At 73.6% G+C, this 24,949-nt stretch carries 22 protein-coding genes; 12 read left to right on the forward strand and 10 right to left on the reverse strand.

Annotated elements, in window-relative coordinates; genetic code table 11:
* Window positions 1-53 precede the first annotated feature (53 nt).
* From ACTSKS_RS04465 to ACTSKS_RS04475, 3 genes are all read left to right on the forward strand, one after another.
* Complete coding sequence (locus ACTSKS_RS04465) at window positions 54-482, forward strand: Fur family transcriptional regulator (protein ID WP_036380778.1); 429 nt, start codon at window positions 54-56, stop codon at window positions 480-482.
* Between the two features lie 67 nt (window positions 483-549).
* A complete protein-coding gene (gene pgm / locus ACTSKS_RS04470) occupies window positions 550-2,268 on the forward strand; it encodes a phosphoglucomutase (alpha-D-glucose-1,6-bisphosphate-dependent) (protein WP_442927316.1) in 1,719 nt (572 codons plus the stop codon).
* Window positions 2,269-2,462: 194 nt separating this feature from the next.
* Complete coding sequence (locus ACTSKS_RS04475) at window positions 2,463-3,959, forward strand: aldehyde dehydrogenase family protein (RefSeq protein WP_442927317.1); 1,497 nt, start codon at window positions 2,463-2,465, stop codon at window positions 3,957-3,959.
* A gap of 11 nt (window positions 3,960-3,970) precedes the next feature.
* Here ACTSKS_RS04475 and ACTSKS_RS04480 read toward each other — a convergent pair whose 3' ends face one another.
* Window positions 3,971-4,810 (reverse strand): glycerophosphodiester phosphodiesterase, encoded by an 840-nt coding sequence (locus ACTSKS_RS04480; RefSeq protein WP_442927318.1) that lies wholly within the window; start codon window positions 4,808-4,810, stop codon window positions 3,971-3,973.
* A 131-nt stretch (window positions 4,811-4,941) separates the two neighbouring features.
* Window positions 4,942-5,400, reverse strand: coding sequence for an Lrp/AsnC family transcriptional regulator (locus ACTSKS_RS04485; RefSeq protein WP_442927319.1), 459 nt, complete (start codon window positions 5,398-5,400; stop codon window positions 4,942-4,944).
* 123 nt (window positions 5,401-5,523) lie between these two features.
* Here ACTSKS_RS04485 and ACTSKS_RS04490 point away from each other — a divergent pair, with 123 nt between their 5' ends.
* The 6 genes from ACTSKS_RS04490 to ACTSKS_RS04515 all read left to right on the forward strand — a co-directional run bounded on the left by ACTSKS_RS04490 (window position 5,524) and on the right by ACTSKS_RS04515 (window position 12,010).
* Window positions 5,524-6,954: a DUF6421 family protein gene (locus ACTSKS_RS04490; RefSeq protein WP_216880180.1), complete on the forward strand. Its 1,431-nt coding sequence runs from the start codon at window positions 5,524-5,526 to the stop codon at window positions 6,952-6,954.
* Window positions 6,955-6,957: 3 nt separating this feature from the next.
* Window positions 6,958-7,632 (forward strand): SDR family NAD(P)-dependent oxidoreductase, encoded by a 675-nt coding sequence (locus ACTSKS_RS04495; protein WP_036380768.1) that lies wholly within the window; start codon window positions 6,958-6,960, stop codon window positions 7,630-7,632.
* Window positions 7,633-7,637: 5 nt separating this feature from the next.
* Window positions 7,638-8,711: a threonine aldolase family protein gene (locus tag ACTSKS_RS04500; protein ID WP_036380765.1), complete on the forward strand. Its 1,074-nt coding sequence runs from the start codon at window positions 7,638-7,640 to the stop codon at window positions 8,709-8,711.
* A gap of 100 nt (window positions 8,712-8,811) precedes the next feature.
* Window positions 8,812-10,314: an amino acid permease gene (locus tag ACTSKS_RS04505; RefSeq protein ID WP_036380762.1), complete on the forward strand. Its 1,503-nt coding sequence runs from the start codon at window positions 8,812-8,814 to the stop codon at window positions 10,312-10,314.
* A 22-nt stretch (window positions 10,315-10,336) separates the two neighbouring features.
* A complete protein-coding gene (locus ACTSKS_RS04510) occupies window positions 10,337-11,428 on the forward strand; it encodes a hypothetical protein (protein WP_049146377.1) in 1,092 nt (363 codons plus the stop codon).
* Between the two features lie 33 nt (window positions 11,429-11,461).
* Window positions 11,462-12,010 (forward strand): NYN domain-containing protein, encoded by a 549-nt coding sequence (locus ACTSKS_RS04515; RefSeq protein WP_002858225.1) that lies wholly within the window; start codon window positions 11,462-11,464, stop codon window positions 12,008-12,010.
* Window positions 12,011-12,032: 22 nt separating this feature from the next.
* Here ACTSKS_RS04515 and ACTSKS_RS04520 read toward each other — a convergent pair whose 3' ends face one another.
* Window positions 12,033-12,881, reverse strand: a complete 849-nt coding sequence (locus tag ACTSKS_RS04520) for an HAD family hydrolase (RefSeq protein ID WP_036316534.1) — start codon at window positions 12,879-12,881, stop codon at window positions 12,033-12,035.
* A 73-nt stretch (window positions 12,882-12,954) separates the two neighbouring features.
* Between ACTSKS_RS04520 and ACTSKS_RS04525 the strand changes: the two genes are divergently transcribed.
* Entirely contained in the window at window positions 12,955-14,031 is a 1,077-nt protein-coding gene (locus ACTSKS_RS04525) for a malate dehydrogenase (protein WP_442927320.1), read from the forward strand.
* A gap of 103 nt (window positions 14,032-14,134) precedes the next feature.
* Here ACTSKS_RS04525 and ACTSKS_RS04530 read toward each other — a convergent pair whose 3' ends face one another.
* Window positions 14,135-15,055 (reverse strand): carbohydrate kinase family protein, encoded by a 921-nt coding sequence (locus tag ACTSKS_RS04530; protein WP_010079702.1) that lies wholly within the window; start codon window positions 15,053-15,055, stop codon window positions 14,135-14,137.
* Window positions 15,056-15,181: 126 nt separating this feature from the next.
* Between ACTSKS_RS04530 and ACTSKS_RS04535 the strand changes: the two genes are divergently transcribed.
* Window positions 15,182-16,519 carry a uracil-xanthine permease family protein gene (locus tag ACTSKS_RS04535; protein ID WP_442927321.1) on the forward strand — a complete coding sequence of 446 codons (1,338 nt, stop codon included), beginning with the start codon at window positions 15,182-15,184 and terminating at the stop codon, window positions 16,517-16,519.
* A 144-nt stretch (window positions 16,520-16,663) separates the two neighbouring features.
* Here the strand turns inward: ACTSKS_RS04535 and ACTSKS_RS04540 are convergent, their stop codons facing one another.
* From ACTSKS_RS04540 to ACTSKS_RS04560, 5 genes are all read right to left on the reverse strand, one after another.
* A complete protein-coding gene (locus ACTSKS_RS04540; protein ID WP_036316513.1) occupies window positions 16,664-18,055 on the reverse strand; it encodes an aspartate aminotransferase family protein in 1,392 nt (463 codons plus the stop codon).
* Between the two features lie 52 nt (window positions 18,056-18,107).
* Window positions 18,108-19,013 (reverse strand): hypothetical protein, encoded by a 906-nt coding sequence (locus tag ACTSKS_RS04545; protein WP_036341418.1) that lies wholly within the window; start codon window positions 19,011-19,013, stop codon window positions 18,108-18,110.
* An 83-nt stretch (window positions 19,014-19,096) separates the two neighbouring features.
* Window positions 19,097-19,822: a dienelactone hydrolase family protein gene (locus ACTSKS_RS04550; protein WP_159228273.1), complete on the reverse strand. Its 726-nt coding sequence runs from the start codon at window positions 19,820-19,822 to the stop codon at window positions 19,097-19,099.
* 72 nt (window positions 19,823-19,894) lie between these two features.
* Window positions 19,895-20,446, reverse strand: coding sequence for a YceI family protein (locus ACTSKS_RS04555; protein WP_010079707.1), 552 nt, complete (start codon window positions 20,444-20,446; stop codon window positions 19,895-19,897).
* Between the two features lie 298 nt (window positions 20,447-20,744).
* On the reverse strand, window positions 20,745-22,022 hold the full coding sequence (locus tag ACTSKS_RS04560; protein ID WP_442927322.1) for a Glu/Leu/Phe/Val family dehydrogenase: 1,278 nt from the start codon (window positions 22,020-22,022) through the stop codon (window positions 20,745-20,747).
* 344 nt (window positions 22,023-22,366) lie between these two features.
* On the opposite strand from ACTSKS_RS04560, the gene ACTSKS_RS04565 reads away from it, so the two are divergent.
* Window positions 22,367-23,332 (forward strand): HpcH/HpaI aldolase/citrate lyase family protein, encoded by a 966-nt coding sequence (locus ACTSKS_RS04565; RefSeq protein ID WP_052007077.1) that lies wholly within the window; start codon window positions 22,367-22,369, stop codon window positions 23,330-23,332.
* A gap of 111 nt (window positions 23,333-23,443) precedes the next feature.
* Here ACTSKS_RS04565 and tctA read toward each other — a convergent pair whose 3' ends face one another.
* Complete coding sequence (gene tctA, locus ACTSKS_RS04570) at window positions 23,444-24,949, reverse strand: tripartite tricarboxylate transporter permease TctA (RefSeq protein WP_002858211.1); 1,506 nt, start codon at window positions 24,947-24,949, stop codon at window positions 23,444-23,446.

Here is a 24,949-nt window from a genome sequence, read left to right on the forward strand (position 1 = left end):
AGCGGCCCGCTCTTTCTTGACATGTTCCAGAGAACCGGATGGGATCGACTGGCATGGAGACCACGACGCGGGACGAGGACGAGCGCACGCTGCTGCGCGGCGTCGGCCTGCGCGTGACCCGGCCCCGCCTGGCGGTGCTGACCGCCCTCGCCGACCACCCCCACGCGGACGCGTCCACCGTGCTGGCCGCCGTGCGTCGGGCCCTGCCCGGCACCTCGCACCAGGCCGTCTACGACTGCCTCCACGCGCTCACCGAGGCCGGGCTCGTGCGCTCCCTGCAGCCCGCCGGCTCCCCGGCCCGCTACGAGATCTGCACGGGCGACAACCACCACCACCTCGTGTGCCGCGGCTGCGGCACGGTCGTGGACGTGCCGTGCCGCACCGGCTCCGCCCCGTGCCTCGACGCCCCCGAGGGCCACGGCTTCGCGGTCGACGAGGCCGAGGTCTACTACTGGGGGCTGTGCGCCGGCTGCCGGGAGTGACCGCCGGCGTCGCCCCGGTGGGCCGCGCGTCTTCCCCCGTCCGCCCGCCCGTGCCAAGGTGTGGCACATGACCGAGAACACCGCCGCCCTGCCCGCCGCCGAGCGTCCCGGCACCCCCGCCCTGCCGCAGGACCTGATCGACGTCGACGCCCTCCTGGAGGCGTACCACACCGGTCACCCGGACGTGACGGACCCGGCGCAGAAGGTCGTGTTCGGCACCTCCGGCCACCGCGGCTCCGCGTTCACGACCTCGTTCAACGACGACCACATCGCCGCCATCACGCAGGCCGTGGTCGAGTACCGCGCGCACCACGGGATCACGGGGCCGGTCCTCGTCGGCAAGGACACGCACGCCCTGTCCGGGCCCGCGCAGGACACCGCCGTCGAGGTGCTGCTGGGCAACGACGTCGAGGTGCTCGTCGACTCCCGCGGCGGCTACACGCCCACCCCCGCCGTCTCCCACGCGATCCTGCACCTGAACGCCGGGCGCGAGCTGTCGCCGTCGGGCTTCGCGGTGGACGGGGACAACGCCGGCCTCGTGGACGGCCTCGTGATCACCCCCTCGCACAACCCGCCCGCGGACGGCGGCTTCAAGTACAACCCACCCCACGGCGGCCCCGCGGACACCGAGGCGACCACGTGGATCGCCGACCGCGCCAACGAGCTGCTCGCCGCCGGGCTGGCGGGCGTGCACCGGGTGGCGAGCGCCGACGTCGCCGGCCACGCGAAGCTGGGCGGCTTCGACTTCCTGGACCGGTACGTGTCCGATCTGCCGCAGGTGATCGACGTGGAGGCGATCCGCGAGGCGGGCGTGCGCATCGGCGCCGACCCCATGGGCGGGGCGTCCGTGGCGTACTGGGGCGAGATCGCCGACCGCCACGGGCTGGATCTGACCGTGGTGAACCCGGAGGTGGACCCGCGGTTCGGGTTCATGACCCTGGACTGGGACGGCAAGATCCGCATGGACTGCTCGTCGCCGAACGCGATGGCCTCGCTGATCGAGCGGATGACCCCGGACGCGGACGGGCAGGCGCCCTTCGACGTCGCCACCGGCAACGACGCCGACGCGGACCGGCACGGGATCGTCACCCCCGACGGCGGGCTGATGAACCCGAACCACTACCTCGCCGTGGCCATCGACTACCTGTACCGCCACCGCCAGCAGTGGCCCCAGAGCGCGGGCGTGGGCAAGACCCTGGTGAGCTCCTCGATGATCGACCGCGTGGCCGGGGACCTGGGCCGCGAGCTCGTGGAGGTGCCGGTGGGCTTCAAGTGGTTCGTGCCGGGCCTGCTGACGGGCACCGGCGTGTTCGGCGGCGAGGAGTCCGCGGGCGCGTCCTTCGTGCAGTTCGACGGCAGCCCGTGGTCCACCGACAAGGACGGGCTGCTGCTGTGCCTGCTGGCCGCGGAGATCATCGCCGCGACGGGCCAGTCCCCGTCCGAGCGGTACCGCGACCTCGTCGCCCTGCACGGCGACCCGGCGTACGCGCGCATCGACGCCCCCGCGACCGCCGAGCAGAAGGCGAAGCTGAAGACCCTCTCCCCCGACGACGTCCCCGTGACCGAGCTGGCCGGCGAGACCATCCTCGCGACGCTGACCAACGCCCCGGGCAACGACGCCCCGATCGGCGGGCTCAAGGTGGTCACGCAGCACGCGTGGTTCGCGGCGCGGCCCTCCGGCACCGAGGACGTCTACAAGATCTACGCGGAGTCCTTCCGTGGCCCCGAGCACCTGACGCAGGTGCAGGCGGAGGCCCAGAAGCTGGTGGACGCGGTCATCGGCTGAGCCCTCCCCCCCGTCCGCTTTCGTTCGGAAAACGGCGGCGTGTCGCACCGCTTTCGTTCGGGAAACGGCCGGGCGCGTGCGCCGTTTCCCGAACGAAAACGCCGTGGCGCCCGTCGGGGCGACACCAGCGGCCGAGGGACGACGACGGCGCCCCGCCCTGCCGCCGCACAGGGCCGCTCGGTAGCGTGGCCGGCATGAGCACGCAGCCCCCCGGTCTGACCACCGACTCCCCCGCCGACGATCCGGTCCGCGAGCCGTTGCCCACCGAGGCCCTGCCGATCGCGCCGGCCGGGCCCCGACCCGAGGAGCCGCGGGCCGCCGTCGAGCGGCTGCGTGCCGCCGCCCGCTCCCGCGCCGCCCACCCGCGCGCGGTGCGGGTGCGCCAGCTCAAGGGCCTGAAGCGGATGCTGACCGAGCACGCGGACCGGTTCGTCGCGGCGCTCGGCACGGACCTGGGCAAGCCGGCCACCGAGGCGCTGATCACGGAGATCGTCTCGGTGCGCTCCGAGGTGGACCACGCGCTGCTGCACCTGACCGACTGGATGGAGCCGCGGCCCGTGAAGCTGCCGCTGGCCCTGCGGCCCGCGAGCGCGGAGGTCCGGCCGCGGCCCAAGGGTCTCGTGCTGGTCATCGGCGCGTGGAACTACCCGGTGCAGCTCGCGCTCGCCCCGGTCGTGGGTGCGCTGGCGGCCGGCAACACGGTGGTGCTCAGCCCGTCGGAGAAGGCCCCGGCCACGGCGGCGGCGCTGCGGGAGCTGGTGCCGCAGTACCTGGACTCCGCGCTGGTCTCCGTGGTGGCGGGCGGCAAGGAGTGCAACACCGCGCTGCTGGCGGAGCCGTGGGACCACATCCTCTACACCGGCGGGGAGCGCGTGGGCCGGATCGTCTACGAGGCGGCGGCGAAGACCCTCTCCCCCGTGACGCTCGAGCTGGGAGGCAAGTCGCCGGCGGTGGTGACGCCGTCGCGGAACACGGGCGCGATGGCCCGCCGCATCGCATGGGCGAAGTTCACCAACGCGGGCCAGACGTGCGTGGCCCCGGACTACGTGCTGGCCGTCGGCGAGGCCGCGCTGCGCCAGGTGACCGCCGAGATCCCCGCCGCCCTGCGCGAGTTCTACGGCGACGACCCCCGCGCGTCGAAGGACTACGGCCGGCTCATCTCCGCCGAGCACGCGGAGCGGCTGCGGGAGATGCTCCAGACGGACCTCGACGCCGGCGCCGAGCTGCTCGTCGGCGGCGACGTGGATGTGGCAGGACGGTACATGGCGCCGACCGTGGTGACGGGCGTGCGGCCCGACGGCGCGCTCATGCAGGAGGAGCTGTTCGGCCCGATCCTGCCCGTGCTGACCGTGGACACCTTCCAGGACGCCCTGGACTTCATCGCGGAGCGCCCGCACCCGCTGGCCGCCTACCTCTTCACGGACCGGCCGAGCTACCACCGCGCGTTCGACGACCAGGTGCAGGCCGGCGGCCTCGGCTACGACGTCGGCCTGCTGCACGCCGGCATCGCGACGCTGCCGTTCGGCGGGATCGGCGCGTCCGGGATGGGCGTGTACCACGGCATCCACGGGTTCGAGACGTTCTCCCACCTGCGCCCGTCCATCACGAAGTCGGACCAGGTGGACACGCTCAAGACCGCGTACCCGCCGTACGGGCGGATGAAGCGGGCGCTGCTGCCGAAGATGCTCTGAGGGGGCGGGGGTCAGCGATGCGGCCAGAGTCCGCGGCGGGCGTAGACCTCGGCGAGGACGTCGGCGCGGTCGGTCATGATCCCGTCGACACCGAGGTCGAGCAGGCGCTCGATCTCCGCGGGCTCGTCCACGACCCACACGTGCACCGGCAGGCCCGCCGCGTGGCAGCGGCGCACGAAGTCGGCGGTGGCCACGGGCACGCGGCCGTGCCGGACGGGCACCTGCACGCAGTCGACGTCGAGGGCGTACCGGCGCAGCCAGCGGGTCAGTCCCAGCGGGCCGAGCGTCACGAGCGCCGCGATGGCGGCCGCCCCGCCCGACGTCGCCACCCGCTCCGGCCCGTACGCCCGCTCGGGGTGGCCGAGGCGGGCGAGGGCGCGCCGGAAGAGGCGGCGCTGCGAGTCGTGGAACGAGGCGACGAGCACGCGGTCCCAGGCGCCGTGCTCGGCGAGGATGCGGGCCAGGGCCGGGGCCGACGCGCGGTCCTTGAGGTCCACGTTGAGGCGCGCCTCGGGGAGCGCCGTGAGCAGTTCGGTGAAGCGCAGCAGCGGCTCCCCGCCGACCGTGACGTCCGCCAGCCGCTCCCACGTGTGGTCGCGCAGCCGGCCGCGGCCCGTGCTGACGCGGTCCAGGGTCTCGTCGTGGAACACGACGAGCTCGCCGTCCGCCGTGGTGCGCACGTCCAGCTCGAGGTAGGTGAATCCGGCGGCGTGGGCGTCCACGAACGCGGCCAGGGAGTTCTCCCGGTCGACGGCGGCGCCCCGGTGCGCGAACCCCAGCGGGTGGCCGCGACGGGCGGGGACGGAGTCGGTGAGGTAGGCGGGGGCGGGACGGGGCGAGGTCGGACGCACGGGATCACCGTAGCGGGGACGGACGGCCGAGTGCCCGCTGCCGCAGCCGGGAACGCGAGAGGTCGGAATGAGCGTCAGATCCGCCCTCATTCCGACCTCTCGCGTGACCGGAGGGGCCGAAGCGCCCGCCCTCAGTCCTCGACCGGGAGCTCCAGCATGGGCCGGTGCTCGTAGAAGGTCTGCAGCACCACGGTGGTCCGGGTGGACACCGACGCCGTCTGGCGGATCTCCGTCACCAGCGCCTCGAGCTCCCGCGGGGAGCCGACGCGGACGAAGAGCATGTACGCGGCGTCGCCGGCCACGGAGTGGCACGCCTCGATCGCCGCGATGGACTCGAGGAGCTCGGGGGCGTCGTCGGGCTGACGCGGGTCCAGCGGGCTGATCTCGATGAAGGCGGAGAGCGGCTTGCCCACGGCCTCGGGGTCGAGCAACGCGCGGTAGCCCGTGATCACGCCCGTGCTCTCGAGCCGGCGCAGGCGCGCCTGCACCGCGGAGGTCGAGAGGCCGACCCGCTCGGAGAGCTGGGCGAGCGTGGCGCGCGGGTCATGGGAGACGGCGGCCGCGAGCCGCGCGTCGACAGGGTCGTCCATGCGCCGCACGCTATCAGCCGGCCCCGGCCGCCGGGTTGACAGCCCCGTGCCCTCATGGAACCCTTCCGGCAAGTGATCCGCCTCACCGGATATTTTCCGGCGATTCGACCTCAGGAGGGTTCCATGTCCACCACTCTGCAGCCCGCCCGGACCGACGTCGTCGTTCCGGAGACCCCGGCCGACGCGCGCACCGTCGAGACCCACCCGGCCTGGCTCCGCCTCAAGGCCGCCGCCACCGCCCTCCAGCCCCTGCAGGTCAAGGACGGCTCCATCCCGGACCCCGCGGACCACGCCGCCGCGCGTGAGCACGTGGAGACCATCGTCGCCGCCGTCGAGGAGCTCGCCCCGCTCTTCCCGCACGACGCCGCCTACCTCGCCACCCTGCCCCGCGACTTCGCCCGCTGGGCCGACGGCGGCTTCGCCGAGCCCGACTTCCTGGACTCCCTCGTCGCCTTCCAGCCGCAGGACCACCGTGTCGACGGCGTCCGGCACCTCGTGGTCTTCCCGATGTACACGCAGAACGGCTCCCCCGACCGGCACGTGGAGGCCCTCGTCGTCGAGACCATCTGGCCCGAGTTCATCGCCGCACTGGAGGCCGGCGACTACGGCAACCGCCTCTTCCTCTCCCTGCGCCTGATCGACTTCACCCCCGGCTACGACACGAACTCCGCCGTGCTCTTCCCCGAGACCGTGGCCATGCGCGAGATCCCCACCTTCACGTGGGGCGCCATCTTCCAGGACCGCGAGGCCGCCCGCTTCCGCCGGGTCGTCACCGCCGCCGCCGAGGTCACCCAGCTCGAGCTCCCGGCCGAGCTCGCCGAACTGCTCTCCAGCCAGGAGCTCGCCGAGGGCACCTTCGTGATGTGGGACCTCATCCACGACCGCACGCACATGCGCGGCGACCTGCCCTTCGACCCGTTCATGATCAAGCAGCGCATGCCCTTCTTCCTCTACACGCTCGAGGAGATGCGCTGCGACATGACCGCCTTCCGCGAGTGCGTGGCGATCGAGCGCCGCCTCACGGCGCGCGCCGCCGCCGGTGAGCAGCTCACCGCGCTCGAGGAGCAGACCCGCCGCCACGCCGGGCTCGTGCAGCACGCCGTCCTCTTCGACCGCGTCTTCCGCTTCGCCCTCACCGGCTCCCGCGTCCGCAACTACGACGGCCTCGGCGGCCAGCTGCTCTTCGCCTGGCTGCACCGCAAGGACGTGATCCAGTGGCGCGACGTCGAGCTCAGCGTGGACTGGGACCGGCTCGCCGACGCCGTCGTCGAGCTGGGCGACGCCATCGACACGCTCTACTGGGAGTCCATCGACCGCCCCAAGACCGTGCACTGGCTCCAGGCCTACGAGCTCGTCGCCTCCGTGGTCACCCCGCACCCGGCCTCCGTGTGGGCGCAGGGCCTGCCGCGCGAGGTGCTCGCCGGTCCGCCCAAGGGCTACACCGACCTCGTGCTCGACGACGAGTTCCCGCTGTCCATGTTCTTCGAGGCCCTCGAGAAGAAGATGCGCGGCGTCATCGAGTCCACCGCCGGGATCCGCGGCACGGACGCCTGACCCGTGGCCGCCCTGACCGACCGCGCCGTCCTGATCGCGGGCGCCACGAGCGCCTCGGGCCGGGCCGTCACGCGCACGCTCCTCGACGCCGGCGCGCACGTCGTCGCGACCGGGCGCGACGCCGCGAAGCTCGCCCCCCTCGCCGCACTCGGCGCCGAGACCGCGGCCCTGGACCTCACGGACGAGGCCGCCGTCCGCGGCCTCGTCGAGGACCTGCACGCCCGCGGCACCCGGATCGACGGCCTGCTCCACCTGGTGGGCGGCTGGCGCGGCGGCGGGGGCCTCGCCGGCCAGTCCGAGGAGGACTACCGCGCCCTCGAGGCCTCGTTCACGGCGCTGCGGCACGTGAGCCGGGCCCTCGACGACGACCTGCGGGCCTCGTCCGCCGGTCGCCTCGCGATCGTCTCGTCCACGGCGGTGACCCGGCCGCTCGCCGGCGGCGCGAACTACACCGCGGTGAAGGCGGCGAGCGAGGCATGGACCCGCGCGGTGGCCCAGGGCTGGGCCAAGGCCGCCCGGGACGCGGAGGCGCCGCTGCGCTCGGCGGCCGTCGTGTTCCGCGTGAAGTCCCTCGCCGGGCTCGAGGAACGGCTGGCCGAGGAGTGCGCGCGACTGTGGAAGGCTGAGGCGGGCGCGCTGAACGACGCCGTCCTCACGCTCCAGGAGAAGGGAACGTAACTGACATGCAGAGGATCCACGATCCGCAGGAGCGGGGCTTCGCCTCGGACAACTACTCCGGCGTCCACCCGGAGGTGCTCGCGGCGATCGCCGAGGCCAACGGGGGCCACCAGGTCGCCTACGGCGAGGACGTGTACACGGCCCGCCTCCAGGAGGTCGTGGCCCAGCACTTCGGCGAGGACGCCACCGTGTGGCCGATGTTCAACGGCACCGGGGCGAACGTCGTCGGGCTCCAGGCCATGCTGCCCCGCTGGGGCGCGGTGATCTGCGCGGACACCGCGCACATCCACGTGGACGAGGGCGGCGCGCCCGAGAAGTCCGCCGGCATCAAGCTGCTGCCCGTGGCCACCGACGACGGCAAGCTCACCCCCGAGCTGATCGCCGCCGAGGCGTGGGGCTGGGGCGACGAGCACCGTGCCCAGCCCCTGGTCGTCTACCTCACCCAGTCCACCGAGCTCGGCACGGTCTACACCCCGGAGGAGGTCAAGGCCATCACGGACTACGCCCACGAGCACGGGATGCGCGTCTACATGGACGGCGCCCGCATCGCCAATGCCGCGGCCTCCCTGGGCCTGCCGCTGCGCGCCTTCACCACCGACGTCGGCGTGGACGTGCTCTCCCTCGGCGGCACCAAGAACGGGGCGCTGCTGGCCGAGGCCGTCGTCGTGCTCGACCCGGACGCCGCGGACGGCCTCGTGTACCTGCGCAAGAACCAGATGCAGCTGGCCTCGAAGATGCGCTTCATCTCGGCGCAGCTGCTCGCCCTGTTCGACGGCGACCTGTACCTGCGCTCCGCCCGCCACGCCAACGCCATGGCCGCCCGGCTGCGCGCCGGCATCGAGGCGGGGGTCGCCGACGGCTCGCTGGCCGGCGTCGAGTTCACGCAGGCCACGGACGCCAACGCCGTGTTCGCCGTCCTGCCCGAGGGCGTGGCCGACCGGCTGCGCGCCCGCTTCCGGTTCTACGACTGGGACGCGGCGCGCCGCGAGGTGCGCTGGGTGTGCGGCTTCGACACGACCGAGGAGGACGTGGACGCGTTCACGGCGGCGCTGCGCGCCGAACTCGTCCCCGCCGTCTGACGGACGCGCCCGGCCGGGATACCCTTCTACCACCGTGCAGCAGGGTGGGACGCCGCGGCCTTCGACGCGCGTCCGACCGCTCCTCCACCGAAAGGCCACCGTGGACACCAGCGCACCCCGGACGTCCCCGTCGACGCCGCCCGCCTCCGCCGCCCACATCACCCCCGAGGGCGGCTCCCTGCGGCGCACCCTCAAATCCCGGCACCTGACGATGATCGCGATGGGCGGCGCCATCGGCACGGGCCTGTTCGTGGCCTCGGGCAACACCATCGCGACCGCCGGCCCCGGTGGCGCCCTTGCGGCCTACGTGGCCATCGGCTTCATGGTGTTCCTGCTGATGCAGTCGCTCGGCGAGATGTCCACGTACCTGCCGGTCTCCGGCGCGTTCGAGGAGTACTCGACCCGCTTCGTGAGCCCCTCGTTCGGCTTCGCCATCGGCTGGAACTACTGGTACAACTGGGCGATCACGGTGGCCGCCGAGCTCGTCGCGGCGGCCCTGATCATGCGGTACTGGCTCCCGGACGTGCCCTCGTGGATCTGGTCCGCGACCTTCCTCGTGCTGCTCTTCGGCCTCAACGCCCTCTCCACGCGCGCCTACGGCGAGAGCGAGTTCTGGTTCTCGCTCATCAAAGTCGCCACCGTGGTGATCTTCCTGGTGCTCGGCGTCCTGATGATCGTCGGCATCCTCGGCGGCTCCTCCCCCGGCTTCCACAACTGGACGGACGGCGAGGCCCCCTTCGTGGGCGGCGGCGCCGGCATCCTGGCGATCTTCATGGTGGCCGGCTTCTCCTTCCAGGGCACCGAGCTGGTCGGCGTGGCCGCGGGCGAGGCCGAGGACCCGGAGAAGAACGTGCCCAAGGCGATCCGCACCGTGTTCGTGCGCATCCTGCTCTTCTACGTCGGCGCGATCACCGTCGTCGGCTTCCTCATCCCCTACACCAGCCCCCACCTGCTGGGCAGCGACGTCGAGGACATCTCGATCTCCCCGTTCACGCTCGTCTTCGAGAACGCGGGCGTGCTCGCCGCCGCCTCCGTGATGAACGCCGTGATCCTCACGGCCATCCTCTCCGCGGGCAACTCGGGCCTGTACGCCTCCACCCGCATGCTCTGGGCCCTGGCCGACTCCGGCAAGGCCCCGCGCTTCCTGGCGAAGGTGAACCGGCGCGGCGTGCCCATGAACGCCCTCTACGCCACCACCGTGGTGGGCGCGGCGTGCTTCCTGACCACGTTCATCGGGGACGGCGCCGCCTACGTGTGGCTCGTCTCCGCCTCCGGCCTGGCCGGGTTCATCGTGTGGATGGGCATCGCCTGGAGCCACTACCGGTTCCGGCGGGCCTACGTCGCGCAGGGCCACGACCCGAAGGACCTGCCCTACCGCGCGTTCCTGTTCCCCCTGGGCCCGATCGTCGCGCTGGTCATGTGCGCCGTCGTGATCCTCGGGCAGAACTACCAGGCGTTCATGGGCGACGTGGACCTCGTGGCCGTGGCCACCGCCTACATCGGCCTGCCCCTGTTCCTCGCGCTGTGGCTCGGCCACAAGCTCGTCACCGGCTCGAAGCCGGTCCGCTACGAGGACGCCGACCTCACCCGCGTCCTGGACTGAGTCCCCCACCTCGGAGGTCGCCGTGCCCGCCCCCTCCTCCCACGCTCCCGCCGCCACCCACACCGCCCGGGGCCGCCTGGTCTGGGTGGACGTCGCGCGCGGCCTGGCCCTGGTCGCGATGATGGTCGCCCACACGGCGCCCGCCGGCGGCCCGGGTGGGGTGCTCCACCTCTCCGAGCACCTCACCGCGCCCCTGTTCGCGGCGCTCGTGGGCGTGGGCGCGCGCCTCGAGGCGGAGTGGCTGGGCCGTGGCCGGGCCGTGCCCCGCGCGCTTGTGCGGGCGGCCGCCCTGTGCGGGGCGGCGTGGCTGACCGGGCTCTTCGGGGCGGCCGTCGTGAACGTGCTGGCGCACCTGGCTGTGCTCACGGTGCTCATGGCACTGCTGGCCGCCCTCCCCCTCGCCGCGCACCTCGTGCTCGCCGTCCTGGCCGGCGGAGGCGGCCTCCTGCTCGCCGCCACACCGACGGCCGACGTCGTCGACCGGCTCCTCCCCGCCGCGCAGGCGCTCGGGCTGAGCCGCGCGACGCTGACCCCGTGGGTCTCCGCGTTCCTCACGGACGGCCCGTACCGTCTCCCCCTGTTCCTCGCGTGGGCGCTGCTGGGGGCGGTGCTGGTCGCCACCGTCCACGGCACGACGACGGCGGCCCCGGCCCGGCGCGCACGGCTCACGGGGCTCGCCTGGGCGGCCGGGGGGATCGCGCTGGCCGGCGTCGTGCTCGCCCTGTCCCGGACGCAGACCGGCGCCGCCCCCGTGCCCTACACGGCGACCCCCGCGGAGGCCCTGCTGGACACGGGCCTCGTGCTGACCGTGCTCGGCGGGTGCGCGGCCCTGGCGCCGCGGTGGGCCGGGCTGCTGGCCGTGCCCGGCGCGATGACGCTGTCCGTGTACGTGGCGCACCTGTGGTACCTCGGCTGGGTGCGGGGGCTCGGACCCGGGCCGTGGCGCAGCGCCACGGGCACGGACGACACGTGGTTCAACCTGGCCGTGCTGGTGGCCGGCGCGCTGCTGCTGCCGCTGCTGTGGCGGGCCGTCGTGCGTATCGGCCCGTTCCGCGCGGGGCCGCTGGAGGGCGTCGTCCGCCTGCTGACGGCCCCGTTCGACCGCGCGCGCTGACCGACGTCCACCCCAGCGGGTAGCCTCGAGAGCGTGAGCGAGCGAACCACCTACCTGCTGATCGACGGCGAGAACATCGACGCCACCCTCGGCACGTCCATCCTGCAGCGGCGCCCCCAGCCCGACGAGCGGCCACGCTGGAAGCGCCTGCTCGGCTACCTCGAGGACCGCTGGGACCAGCCGGTCAAGGGCCTGTTCTTCCTCGCCATCGACGGTGAGATCCCCATCCCGTTCGTCCAGGCGCTCACCGCCCTCGGCTTCCAGCCGATCATGCTGCGGGGCGAGGGCAAGGTCGTGGACATCGGCATCCAGCGCACCGCGGAGGCGCTGCTGGGCCGGGAGGACGACGTCGTCCTCGTCAGCCACGACGCCGACTTCGCCCCCCAGCTCACCGACCTCGCGGCCACGCCGGGCCGACGCACCGGGATCATGGGCTTCGAGGAGTTCCTCTCCCACGAGCTGCGCCGCATCCCCGGGGTCGAGTTCTTCGACCTGGAGCACGCGGTGGGCGCGTTCGACTCGTCCCTGCCGCGCCTGCGCGTGATCGACGTCGAGGCGTTCGACCCGTACGAGTTCCTCTGACCCGCCGGGGGTGGCCCGCGGCTCAGTCCGTGGGCAGCTCCAGCAGGCGTTCGACGGTGGCGGCCACCCCGTCGTCGTCGCACGCCCCGACCACGCCGTCCGCCGCGGCCAGCAGCGACGGATGGCCCGAGGCCACGGCCAGGCCGAGACCAGCCCACTGGAGCATCTCCAGGTCGTTGGGCATGTCCCCGAACGCGACGACGTCGACCGGCGCGACCCCCCGGCTCGCGGCGAACTCGGCGAGGGTCGCGGCCTTGTGCACGCCCGGGGCGGACATCTCCACGAGCGCGATGCCGGGCGCGGAGTGCGTGGCACTCACGAGCTCGTCCAGCTCGGCGCGGGCCGCGGCGAGGAAGGCGTCCGGGGCCAGGGTGTCCGAGCGGGCCAGCAGCTTCACCACGCCCAGCCGACCCGGCAGCGCGGCCTCGAGCGTGGCCGCCGCGTGGACCTCGGCCCGGAACTCGGCGCGCTCGGAGAACGCGTGCTCCCAGAAGAAGCCCTCGAGGGTCTCGGCGCCGAAGGACACGGTGCGGTCCAGGGCGCGCAGCCGGTCCGTGGCTGTCCACACGGCCTCGACGGGCATGGGGTGGGCGATCAGGACGTCGTCCGTGGCGGTGTCCACGAGGACGGCGCCGTTGGAGCAGATCACCGGGCCGACGGGGCCGAGCTGCGCGCTCAGCGGGCCGAGCCAGCGGAGGGGACGGCCGGTCACGAACACCACCTCGACGCCGGCGTCGTGGGCGTCCCGCAGCGCCGCGATGGTGCGCGGGCTCAGGCGCCCCGACCGCGTGTGCCGGTACCCGATGATGGTGCCGTCCAGGTCCGTCGCGATCATCCGCGGACGGCGCGAGGGCAGGGGCAGGGCGGGCATGCGCTCAGTCTAGGCCGGGGCCGTGCGGCGGGCCGGGGTGTCCTCCGCGGGCGAGCGGGGGCACGATGGGGGCGTGGACACCGCACAGCAGACCACCGCACAGGACACCGCCCCGGACCCCGCGTCGACGACGCCCCGCACGGTCACCGTCACCGGCGCCGCCGGCAACATCGGCTACGCGCTGCTCTTCCGCATCGCCGCCGGCGGGATGCTCGGCCCGGACACCCCGGTCCGGCTGCGCCTGCTCGAGATCCCGGCCGCCCTGGGCGCCGCGGAGGGCACCGCCATGGAGCTCGCCGACGCGGCCTTCCCGCTGCTGGCCGACGTGGAGGTCACGGACGACCCGGCCCGCGCCTTCGACGGGGTCCAGCACGCGCTGCTCGTCGGCGCGCGGCCGCGCACGAAGGGCATGGAGCGCGGCGACCTGCTCGAGGCGAACGGCGGGATCTTCGGGCCTCAGGGCCGGGCGATCAACGACCACGCGGCGCAGGACGTGCGGGTCGTCGTCGTCGGGAACCCGGCCAACACCAACGCGCTGATCGCCGCCGCCCACGCCCCGGACGTGCCGGCCGCGCGCTTCACGGCGCTGACCCGGCTGGACCACAACCGGGCCGTGGCGCAGTTGGCCGCGCGGGCCGGCGTCGCGGTGACGGACGTGTCCGGCGTGACGATCTGGGGCAACCACTCCGCCACCCAGTTCCCGGACCTCACCCACGCCCGCGTGCGGGTGGACGGGACGTGGCGGCCGGCGCTCGAGGTGGTGGATCCGGCGTGGGCGGGCGAGGAGTTCGTGCCGCGCGTGGCGAAGCGGGGCGCGGAGATCATCGAGGTGCGCGGGGCGAGCTCGGCGGCGTCGGCGGCGTCCGCGGCGATCGATCACCTGCGCGACTGGACCCTCGGCACCGGTGTGGACGCGGACGGTGCGCCGCGCCGGACGTCGGCCGCGGTGGTCTCGGACGGCTCCTACGGGGTGCCGGAGGGGCTGATCAGCTCGTTCCCCGTGACCTCCGACGGCGGCACCGCGTGGCGGATCGTGCCGGGGCTGGAGCCGGACGAGTCCGTGCTGCCGGGTGAGGGCGGGCGGCTGGCCGCGACCGTCGCCGAGCTGGAGGCCGAGCGCGACGCCGTGCGAGGGCTGGGCCTGCTCTGAGGCGGCCGGGATCGTCTGCGTCTCTGACCCTTCTGGGGGCGTCCCCGCCCGCCGGAAGGGTCGGATGCGCAACAGATTCGTGCGAGGACGGGAGGGCGTGGGGTCAGTCCGCCAGCTCGGCCCGCGTGGGCGGGTCCGCCCCCGGGCGGGAGGCCGTGATCGCCGACGCGCGGGAGGCGTAGATCAGCACCGACTCGACGTCGGCCGGGTCCATCGCGTGCAGGCGGCCGCGGTTCGCGGCGCCGAGCAGGGAGCGGTCGTCGAGGGCGGCGAGCAGGGCGGCGGTGAACGAGTCACCGGCGCCCACGGTGTCCGCGACGTCCACGGGCACGATCGGGCGCTCCACCACGCCGTGCGCGGTGACGGCCACGATGTCCTCGGCGCCGCGGGTCATCACCACGAACGCCGGGCCCATCTGCTGCCACGCCTGCAGCGACTCGCGCAGCGGGCGGTCCGGGTACAGCCACGCGATGTCCTCGTCCGAGGCGTGCACCACGTCCGCCAGCCGCACGGACTCCTCCGCGCGGGCGCGGGCGAACGCCCGGTCCGGCACGATCGTGGGCCGCACGTTGGGGTCGTAGCTGATGGTCGTGACCGCCGAGATCCGCTCGAGCAGGGCCATCACCTCGGCGTCGCCGGGGGCGAGCATGGTGGCGATGGAGCCGGCATGCATGTGGTGCAGCGGGCCGCCGGCGGCGTCGTCGAAGTCCCGGGCGAGCGCGGCGGCGGGCGGCAGCGTCCAGTCCAGCTCGAACTCGTAGCTGGCGGCGCCCGTGGGGTCCAGGCGGGCGGTGGCCACGGAGGTGGCGGCGGCATCCGGCTCGAGCAGGCAGCGCACGCCGTTCTCCCGCAGATGCGAGGCGATCATGTCCCCGTGCGCATCGCGGCCGAGGCGGCCGGCGAACAGGACGGGCCGCTCCAGCCGGCTCAGGCCCACGGCCACGTTCAGGGGGCTGCCCCCGACGTGCACGCGGGGGGTCGCGGTGTCCGAGACCACGACGTCGACGAGCGCCTCTCCGATCACACCACAGTACTGAGCCACGCGCCCCACGGTACCCTAATCACCGGCGCAGAACCGGGGCTGTGCGCAGGCTTCCAGGCCCCCGAGAAACGCCCGACACCCCCATCCCCGACCCCTCGGCAGGCGGCCATGTCCCCCACCCCCACCCGGCCCTCACGCGGCCCCGGCTGGCGCCTCCACGGCGACGGCCGGACCATCACCCCGGGCACCGTCGTCGCCCCGGACGAGCGGCTGAGCTGGCCGCGGACCGTGGGCATCGGCGTGCAGCACGTGATGGCCATGTTCGGCGCCACCGTGCTCGTGCCCGCCCTGACCGGCATGCCCGCGACGACGGCGCTGCTCTTCTCCGGCCTCGGCACCCTGCTCTTCCTGGTCATCACGGGCAACCGCCTGCCCTCGTACCTGGGCAGCTCGTTCGCGTTCATCGCACCGCTGACGGCCGCCGCCACGATCGGCGGCACGGGGGCCGCGCTCGGCGGCATCCTCGTGACGGGCCTGCTGCTCACGGTGATCGGCGTGATCGTGCACCGCGCCGGCACCGGCTGGATCCACGCGCTCATGCCGCCGGCGGTGATGGGCACGATCGTGGCCCTGATCGGCCTCAACCTCGCCGGCGCCACGACGACGGCCATGCAGGAGGTGCCGGTCACCACGTTCGGCACGGCCCTGGCGGTGGTGCTCACGGCCGTGACGTTCCGGGGGCTCCTGGGCCGCCTGTCCATCCTCGTGGGCATCGTGGTGGGCTACGTGCTGGCCCTCGCGCAGGGCCAGGTGGACTTCGCCGCCGTCGGGGAGGCCGCCTGGATCGGGCTGCCGCCCTTCCACGGCCCGGAGCTGCGCTGGGACCTGCTGCCCCTGTTCCTGCCCGTCGTGCTCGTGCTGGTCGCGGAGAACATCGGCCATGTCAGGACCGTCGGGCTGATGACCAAGCGCGACCTGGACCCGCTCACCGGCCGTGCCCTGATCGCGGACGGCCTGTCCACCGTGCTCTCCGGCGCGGGCGGCGGCGTCGGCACCACCACGTATGCGGAGAACATCGGCGTGATGGCCAGCTCGCGCGTCTACTCGACGGCGGCGTACTGGGTGGCCGGCCTGACCGCGATCGCCCTCGCGTTCCTGCCGAAGTTCGGGGCCGCCGTCGCCACCATCCCGGCCGGGGTGGCCGGCGGCGCGGGCATCATCCTCTACGGGATGATCGGCATGATGGGCGTGCGCATCTGGGTGCAGAACCGCGTGGACTTCTCCAACACCGTGAACCTCATGACGGCGGGTGCGGGCCTGATCATCGCGATCGCCGACCCCCAGCTCGTGGTCGGCGGGCTCGTGTTCGGCGGCATCACGCTCGGCACGGTCGCCGCCCTGGTGGTGTACCACCTCATGACGGCGATCGCCCGCGCCCGCGGCACCGAGCCGGTGCCCGAGGACGAGGAGGAGTTCGAGGCCTCGGAGGCCGGCCGGCTCGGCTGACCCCGATCCCGCGCCACGCGCACTTTCGGTCGTGAGATAGGGCCAATCTCACGACCGAAAGCGCTGAGAACCCCCCTTTCACGTTCGAAAACGCGGGGTGGGCGGACTGGGGCGGGGCCGGGCGGGGCTGGGGGGCGGGTCCCGTCAGCCGGCCGCGACCTCCTCGTCGGCGAGGGCGAGGACCTGGTCGAGCACGTCGAGGCCGAAGCGCAGGTCCTCGTCCGAGATGTTCAGCGGCGGGCACAGGTGGAACCGGTTCTCGGCCATGAACAGCAGCAGCCCGCGGTCCTTGGCCTCGGCCATCATCCGCCCCATCACGGGCGCGACCTGACCGAGCGGGGCCAGCCGCTCCCGGGTCTGCCGGTCCTTCACCAGCTCGACGGCCCAGAACGCGCCGGCGCCGCGCACGTCGCCCACGCTCGGGTGGGCCGCGGCGATCTCGGCCAGGCGCGGCCCGATGACCTCCTCGCCGATGCGCTTCGCGTGGGCGACCATGCCCTCCTCCTCCATCGCGGTGATCGCGGCGACGGCGGCCGCGCACGCGAGGGGGTGGCCCGAGTAGGTCAGGCCGCCGGGGTAGGGCGTGGTCGCGAAGCTCTCGTAGACGTCGTCGCTCATGGCGACGCCGCCCAACGGCACATACCCGGAGTTGACCCCCTTGGCGAACGTGACGATGTCCGGGGTGACGCCCGTCAGCTGGTGGCCGAACCACTCGCCCACGCGGCCGAAGCCGACCATGACCTCGTCGATGATCAGCAGGATCCCGTGCTCACGGCACAGCTCCTTGACGCCGGCCATGTAGCCGGGCGGCGGCAGGAAGATGCCCGCGGTGCCGGGGACGGCCTCGAGGATCACGGCGGCCACGGTGGAGGGGCCCTCGAGCTCGATCACGTCGCGCAGGTGGGCCAGCGCGCGCTCGGCCTCCTGCTCGTCGCTCTCCGAGCCGAACGCGGAGCGGTACGTGTACGCGGGCTGGAAGTGCACGACGCCGTCGGACGCCGAGTCCGAGCCCACGCGCCGCAGGGAGCCGGTCAGGTTCGCCGTCAGGCGCGTGGCGCCGTGGTACGAGAGGTACGCGGAGAGCACCTTGTGCCGGCCCGTGTGCAGGCGTGCCATCCGCACCGCGTGCTCGTTGGCCTCCGCGCCCGCGTTCGTGAAGAACACGTGGTTGATGGACTCCGGCAGCCGCTCCGTGATCAGCCGGGCCGCCTCGGACCGGGCGTCGTTGACGTGCTGCGGGGCCACGGTGGCGAGCGTCTCGGCCTGCTCCCGGATCGCGGCCACGATCTTCGGGTGGCGGTGGCCGACGTTCGTGAAGACGAGCTGCCCGCTGAAGTCGACCATGGGCCGACCCTCGCCGTCCCACACCCACGACCCCTCGGCGTCGAGGATGGTCATGGGTGTGAGGTCGCGCTGCGCGCTCCACGAGTGGAACACGTGCGCGCGGTCGAGCTCGTGGGCGCGGCGGCCGCGCTCGATGGCCTCGTCGCTGATCCGGGGGTCCCGGCGGCCGACGTGCTGCTGATGCTCGGACATGCGCCCTCCTTGAGTGTGATGCGGCTCATTCCGAGCATAGGCGCGCCCGCCCTCAGCGCGAGCTGGCGCCCCGCCGCCCGCGCGCCACCCCCACGAACGCCTGCACGAGCTCCGAGTCGGCCGCCTTGAGCCAGGCCAGGGCGACGTCCCAGCCGGGGTGGCGGGCGTCGTCGTCGCCCTGACCCGCGGGATCCGCCCCATCGACGACGGCGGCGCCCGCCTCGGCCTGGGCCCGCGCCTGCTCGTCCGCGAGCGCGGACCGCGTGGCGGCGGCCTCGCGGTCGGCGCGGGACAGGCCCACGGTGTCGTCGAGGGTGGAGGCCAGCGGCAGCACGATCACGTCCTTGCGGCCGAACATGCGGGCCACGGACATCGGCAGCACGACGTGGCCGGCGCCGGACGCGGCGATCTCCAGGGCCATCCGCTCGCCCGCGCCGGGCAGCTCGGCGGCGTCCATCGGCTCCGCGCTGGGGGCCGGGGCGAAGCGGGCGGGATCCAGCTCCTCGTCCGGGTCGAGCTCGGCGGGCGGCACCGGGCCGTCCGCGTCCACGTCCCACGCGGCGAGCAGGTGGTCCCTGCCCACGCACACCACCGGCAGCTCGGAGTAGACGCCCACGAGGTGCACGTGCCGCGGGTCGACGTCGCCGGCGCGCAGGAACTCCTCGGCGGACACGTCGCGCCGGCGCCGCACGTAGCCCAGCTGCGGCAGGAAGTGGCGGGGCTGACCGGCGTCGTCGTGGGCGAGGTGGGCCAGCTGGGCCGCGTCGTCGTGGTTGACGAGCTGCACCGTGCGCTGGCGCGTGGTGAACCGCTCCACCCACGTGGACGGCGTGGCCCCGGGGATGGTGGCCAGGAAGAGGGTCTCGGGCGGGACGGGCAGGTCGGCCGGCGGCGCGGGCGCGGGACGACGCCGGCCCTCGCCCCCGGCACGGCCCGCGGGCTTCACGCCCTTGGCCACGCCGCGCCCGCCGGAGCGGGTGGACCGGGCGGGGCCGCCCCTGCTCGCGCGGGACTTCCCGCCCCGGCCGCCACGGGAGCCGCTCAGCGGACCTTCTCCTTCAGGAAGGAGACGGCGCGGTCCCAGGCGAGGGCCGCGGCCTCGGGCCGGTGGTTGCCCTGGGGGTTCTCGTCGTTGTGGAAGGCGTGCGGGGCGTCGTAGTAGAAGTACTCGACGTCGGCCCCGGACTCCTCACGGATCTGCTGCTCCTGCTGCCGCGCGTCCTCGACGGGGAAGGAGTCGTCCTGCTCGGCGTAGTGGCCCTGGACGGCGGCGGTGACGCCGGAGAAGTCGCCGGGCACGCCCTGGCCCACGCCGTAGAACGGCACGGCGGCGGAGACCTTGTCCCCCTGCTGGGCCGCGAGGGCGAGCACGAAGCCGCCGCCCATGCAGAAGCCGATCGCCCCCACGGTCTGCGAGGTCACCTCGTCCCGGGCGAGCAGCCAGTCGACGGCGCCGGCCAGCTGGCGGGCGCCCTCCTCGGCGGGCAGGTTCTGCATCATCTCGCCGGCCTCGTCGCCGTCGTGGGCGATCCAGCCGCCGTAGAGGTCCGGGGCGAGCGCGACGAAGCCGAGGTCGGCGAGGCGGTCGCACACGTCCTTGATGTGGTCCACCAGACCCCACCACTCCTGGATCACGATCACGCCGGGGCCCTTCCCGGCGGCGGGCAGCGCGAGGTAGCCGTGGCCCGTCCGGTCGCCGTCCTGGCCGGCGTCCTTGGTGGGCAGGTCGAACGTGACGTTCTGGTGCGGGGTCTTCGAAGCCATCATGGGCCCCACCCTACGAGGAGACCGGGCCCCTCATCGAGGGACCCGGTCTCGACGCGCGAGGTCGACTCAGGCTCAGGCCTGGGCGTCGGCCTCGGGCAGCACGAAGGCGGCGCCGATCTCGAGCTTCACCTTGTCCGATACCAGGAGGCCGCCGGCCTCGGTGGCCGCGTTCCAGGTCAGGCCGAAGTCCTTGCGGGAGATCTCGCCCGTGGCCTCGAAGCCCACGCGGGTCACGCCGAAGGGATCCTTGTCCTGGCCGCCGAACTCGGCCTCGAGCTCCACGGTCTGGGTGACGCCGTGCAGCGTCAGCTCGCCGACCAGGGTGAACTCCTCGGGCTCGCCGCGGACCTCGGTGGAGCGGAAGGTCATGGTGGGGAACTGCTCCACGTCGAAGAAATCGGCGGAGCGCAGGTGGGCGTCGCGGCCCTCGTTCTTGGTGCTGATGGAAGCGACGTCGACGGTCACCTCGACGGAGGACTGGGTGAACTCCTCGGCGATGACGAGCTGGCCCTCCACGGCGTGGAAGGTGCCGCGGACCTTGGAGATGCCGGCGTGGCGGACGACGAAGTCGACGTCCGAGTGCGCGGGGTCCAGGTTCCAGGTTCCGGGGGTGATGGCGTGCATGGGGTGCCCCTTCTCAGCGGGTCTGTCTGGTGCGTCCGGGGTGGGTCGTCGCGGGGGGCGATGGCTCCGTGGCCTCCGAACTTGTTTCAAATTCAAACATCATCCGGGCGGTCCGTCCACGCTCGATCGTCAAAATTCGAAATAGAGACGGACGTCACGGGCCGGGGGCACATCAGGGACGAGTCCGCCCACGACGACGGCCCGGAACCTCCGGGGGTTCCGGGCCGCCGGCCCGCGGTCGGGCAGCGGGGCCGCGCTCGGGCGGCCGGACGGGGTCAGGCGGCGGGGCCGCCCCCCGTCACGGGTAGAGGCCGCGGGTGCGGTGGGCCTCGGCCACGCGCTGGACAGCGGTCAGGGTGGCGGCCTCCCGCAGGCTCACGCGGCGACTCTCGGAGGTGGCCAGCACGGCCTGCCACGCAGCGACCATGCGCCGCTTCAGGCGCTCGTCCACCTCCTCGCGGCTCCACCAGTAGGCCTGGTTCGCCTGGACCCACTCGAAGTAGGAGACGATCACGCCGCCGGCGTTGGCCAGGATGTCCGGGACGACCAGGACGCCCTTCTCGGAGAGGATGCGGTCGGCCTCGCCCGTGGTGGGGCCATTGGCGCCCTCCACCACCAGCCGGGCGCGCACGCGCGGGGCGTTCTCCTCGGTCAGCACGGACTGCACGGCGGCCGGGACCACGAGGTCCACGTCCATCTCGAGCAGCTCGTCCGCGTCCATGGGCGCGGTGCCGGGGGTGTCCTTCACGGAGCCGGTGTCCCAGAGCTGCCTCTGCAGGGCGTCGTAGTGCAGGCCCTCGTCGCGCACGGCGCCGTACTGGTCGGACACGGCCACGACCTTCACGCCGGCCGCCTCGAGCAGCTCGACCGTGCCGGCGCCGACCTTGCCGAAGCCCTGGACCGCGGCCGTCGCCCGCGACGGCTCGATGCCGAGGTGCTCGAGCGCGGCGAGCGCCACGTGGACCACGCCCGCCGAGGTGGCGGAGGCGCGGCCCAGCGAGCCGCCGAGCGAGACGGGCTTGCCGGTGACCACGCCGAGCGTGGTGTGGCCGACGTTCACCGAGTAGGTGTCCATCATCCAGGCCATGGTCTGCTCGTTCGTGCCCACGTCCGGGGCGGGGATGTCCACCTCGGGGCCGATGATCGGCTGGATCTCGGAGGTGTAGCGACGGGTGACGCGCTCGAGCTCGGCCTTCGAGTACTGGCGCGGGTCGATGGTCACCCCGCCCTTGGCGCCGCCGTAGGGCACGTCCAGCAGGGCGCACTTCCAGGTCATCCACATGGCCAGTGCGCGGACCTCGTCCAGGTCCACGTCCAGGCTGAAGCGCACGCCGCCCTTGGCCGGGCCGCGGGAGAAGTTGTGCTGCACGCGGTAGCCGCGGAGCACCTCGGTGGAGCCGTCGTCGCGGCGCAGGGGGATGGAGACGGCCATCTCGCGGCGGGGGGCGGCGAGCATCTGGTGCAGGCCCTCGTCGTAGCCGAGCGTCTTCACGGCGGCGGAGAGCTGGGCCAGGGCGTTGTCGAGCGGGGAGGACGGGGCCGTCACGGCCTCGTCCTCGGCGGGGATCCTCGTCATTGAGCGTCCTCGTGGTCCGGTGGGAAGGGATGTGTCGCGGCCCGACCGACGCGCGGAGGGCCGCGCCCCATTGCGCGGCCGACGCCGTCCGGACCGCGATGAACGCTACGCGCTCCCCCCGCACCCGTCACCCCTTCTGAGCCGAGATCCACGCCCACCCGGGTGACGTCGGACACGGTGGCGTGTACTGTGCTGTGGACGCGCCGCACACCCGCGGCGCCCTTCGGCGTCGAACCGACGCCGCTCGCTCAGGGCCCACCTGGTCCGTCCCCCGGCCGTCCGCCGCGCGAGGCACCCCGCCCGCGACGTCGGCCCGACGCCCCAGCCCCGTGAAGGAGCCCCTCATGACCGTGACCCTGCCCGCCGCGATCACCCCCTCCCCCGCGTTCCAGCCCGTGCCCGGCCAGCGCATCGACCCGGAGCTCGCCCGCTCCTGGCTGCTGGTCAACGCCGCCCAGCCCGAACGGTTCCAGCCCGCCGAGGACTCGGCCGCGGACATCGTCATCCTCGACATCGAGGACGCCGTGGCCCCCAAGGACAAGGACCAGGCCCGCGGGGACGCCGTCGCCTGGCTGACCTCCGGGCACACCGGCTGGGTGCGGCTCAACGGCTACGGCTCGCGGTGGTGGGAGCAGGACGTCGAGGCGCTCGCCGCGGCCCTGCCCGCGCACCTGGGCGGGCCGGTCTCCGAGGGCGGCCTGGCCGGCGTCGTGCTGGCGATGGTGGAGTCCACGGACCACGTGAACGAGACCGCCCGACGGCTGCCCGGCGTGCCCGTCGTGGCGCTCGTGGAGACGGCGCGCGGGCTGCAGCGGATCGACTCGATCGCCGCCGCGAAGGGCACGTTCCGGCTGGCCTTCGGGATCGGCGACTTCCGCCGCGACACCGGCCTGGGCGAGTCGCCGATGGCGCTGGCGTACACGCGGTCCCAGTTCACGATCGCGGCGCGGGCCACGGGGCTGCCGGGCGCGATCGACGGGCCGACCGTGGGCTCCACCGGCGTGAAGCTCGCCGAGGCGACGGCGGTGACCGCGGAGTTCGGCATGACCGGCAAGCTGTGCCTCGCGCCGGAGCAGTGCGCGGCCGTGAACGAGGGGCTCAGCCCGTCCCAGGAGGAGCTGGCGTGGGCCCACGAGTTCCTTGCGGACTTCGAGGCCGACGGCGGCGAGATCCGCAACGGCTCCGACCTGCCCCGCAAGGCGCGTGCGGAGAAGATCCTCGGGCTGGCCACCGCGTTCGGGGTGCACTCCACGCGGTACCCGGACCAGGACAACGCGATCACAGCGCCGTCGGACACGTACCACTACTGAGCGGGGCCGCCGCCCACCAGAAACGCGGGTTGAGTTGTCATGGGTGCGGAGGCCGCACACCGGTGACAACTCAACCCGCGTTGCCTTCGGGGGTGCGGATCCCGCCTCCGCTCACACGTCCTGACGCGTCCGGCGCACGACGGCGGCCCGCACCGAGAACGCCAGCACGATCGCCAGGATCCCGTAGATCACCCACGTGATGGGGGTGGAGACGAGCACGGCCGGGTCGCCGACCGAGCTGAGCAGGGCGTCTCGCAGGCTGGTCTCCGCGAGCGGGCCGAGCACCATGCCGATCATCAGCGGCGCCAGCGGGTAGCCGTACCGCCGCATCAGGAAGCCCAGCACGCCGATCCCCAGGAGCATCAGCAGGTCGAACACCGCGCCCGTGGTGGCGTAGATGCCCAGCCCGCAGAACAGCGTGATCCCCGCATAGAGGTAGTGCTTCGGGATGAGCAGGAGCTTGGCCCACAGCTGCGCGAACGGCAGGTTGATCGCCAGCAGCACGATCATCGCGATGAAGAAGCTCGCCAGCAGCGCCCACACGAGGTCCGGGCTGCGGTCGAACAGCAGGGGGCCGGGCTGCAGCCCGTACTGGCGGAACGCCGCCAGCATGATGGCCGCCGTCGCGGAGACGGGCAGGCCGAGCGTGAGCAGGGCACCCATCGCCATGCCGGTGGTCGAGTTGCCCGCGGCCTCCGGGGCCGCCAGCCCGCGGATCGCGCCGCGGCCGAACTGTGGATGCGCCCGGCGCCGGTCCAGGCGCCGCTCGGCCGAGTACGCCAGGAACGTCGGCACCTCGGAGCCGCCCACCGGCACGATGCCGAACGGCAGGCCGATCGCCGTGCCGCGCAGCCACGCCGGGGCGGCCTCGCGGAACTCGGCGCCCGAGAGCCACGGCCGGCCGGTGCGACGGATGCGCAGGTCCTCGTGCTCGCGGCGCACCCGGGAGGCCACGTGGAACACCTCGCCGAGCGCGAGGATCGCCACCGTGACGGTCACGAGCGGGATGCCGTCGAACAGCTGCGGGGAGCCCATCGTGAAGCGCTCGGTGCCGGTCACCGCGTCGATCCCGACGACGGCGATGCCCAGTCCCAGCACCAGGGAGGCCAGGCCGCGCAGCACCGAGTCGGCGACCACCGAGGAGGTGGCCACGAACGCGAAGAGCGCGAGCGCGAAGTACTCCGCGGGCCCGAAGCTCGTGGAGAACTCCGCCAGGACGGGGGCGAGGAACACGACGCACACCGAGGCCACCATGCCGCCGATGAAGGCGCCGAGCGCCGCCGTCGCCAGGGCCTGGGCCGCCCGGCCGTCCTGGGCCATGCGGTGGCCCTCGAACGTGGAGGCGATGGCCGAGGCCTGGCCGGGGGTGTTCATGAGGATGGCCATGGTGGAGTCGCCGAAGAGGCCGCCGAAGTACACGCCGGAGAACATGATGAACGCGGCGGTGGGCTCGAGGGCGAAGGTCATGGGCAGCAGCAGGGCCACGGCCATCGAGGAGCCCAGTCCGGGCATCACGCCGACCGCGGTGCCGAGCAGACAGCCCAGCACCACCCAGAGCAGGTTCATGGGGGTGAGGGCTCCGGCGAAGCCCTCCATGAGGAGTCCGAGGGTCTCCAT

Source organism: Micrococcus sp. TCR-5 (assembly GCF_052220525.1).
Classification (GTDB): domain Bacteria; phylum Actinomycetota; class Actinomycetes; order Actinomycetales; family Micrococcaceae; genus Micrococcus; species Micrococcus luteus.

Bases quoted from the DNA above. Each gene is read 5' to 3' on its own strand.
- ACTSKS_RS04565 (WP_052007077.1), top strand. From the start codon at position 22,367: ATGACCGTGACCCTGCCCGCCGCGATCACCCCCTCCCCCGCGTTCCAG.
- ACTSKS_RS04560 (WP_442927322.1), bottom strand. From the start codon at position 22,022: ATGACGAGGATCCCCGCCGAGGACGAGGCCGTGACGGCCCCGTCCTCC.
- ACTSKS_RS04535 (WP_442927321.1), top strand. From the start codon at position 15,182: ATGTCCCCCACCCCCACCCGGCCCTCACGCGGCCCCGGCTGGCGCCTC.
- ACTSKS_RS04540 (WP_036316513.1), bottom strand. From the start codon at position 18,055: ATGTCCGAGCATCAGCAGCACGTCGGCCGCCGGGACCCCCGGATCAGC.
- ACTSKS_RS04500 (WP_036380765.1), top strand. From the start codon at position 7,638: ATGCAGAGGATCCACGATCCGCAGGAGCGGGGCTTCGCCTCGGACAAC.
- ACTSKS_RS04490 (WP_216880180.1), top strand. From the start codon at position 5,524: ATGTCCACCACTCTGCAGCCCGCCCGGACCGACGTCGTCGTTCCGGAG.
- ACTSKS_RS04520 (WP_036316534.1), bottom strand. From the start codon at position 12,881: ATGCCCGCCCTGCCCCTGCCCTCGCGCCGTCCGCGGATGATCGCGACG.
- ACTSKS_RS04465 (WP_036380778.1), top strand. From the start codon at position 54: ATGGAGACCACGACGCGGGACGAGGACGAGCGCACGCTGCTGCGCGGC.
- pgm (WP_442927316.1), top strand. From the start codon at position 550: ATGACCGAGAACACCGCCGCCCTGCCCGCCGCCGAGCGTCCCGGCACC.
- ACTSKS_RS04550 (WP_159228273.1), bottom strand. From the start codon at position 19,822: ATGATGGCTTCGAAGACCCCGCACCAGAACGTCACGTTCGACCTGCCC.
- tctA (WP_002858211.1), bottom strand. From the start codon at position 24,949: ATGGAGACCCTCGGACTCCTCATGGAGGGCTTCGCCGGAGCCCTCACC.
- ACTSKS_RS04485 (WP_442927319.1), bottom strand. From the start codon at position 5,400: ATGGACGACCCTGTCGACGCGCGGCTCGCGGCCGCCGTCTCCCATGAC.
- ACTSKS_RS04475 (WP_442927317.1), top strand. From the start codon at position 2,463: ATGAGCACGCAGCCCCCCGGTCTGACCACCGACTCCCCCGCCGACGAT.
- ACTSKS_RS04555 (WP_010079707.1), bottom strand. From the start codon at position 20,446: ATGCACGCCATCACCCCCGGAACCTGGAACCTGGACCCCGCGCACTCG.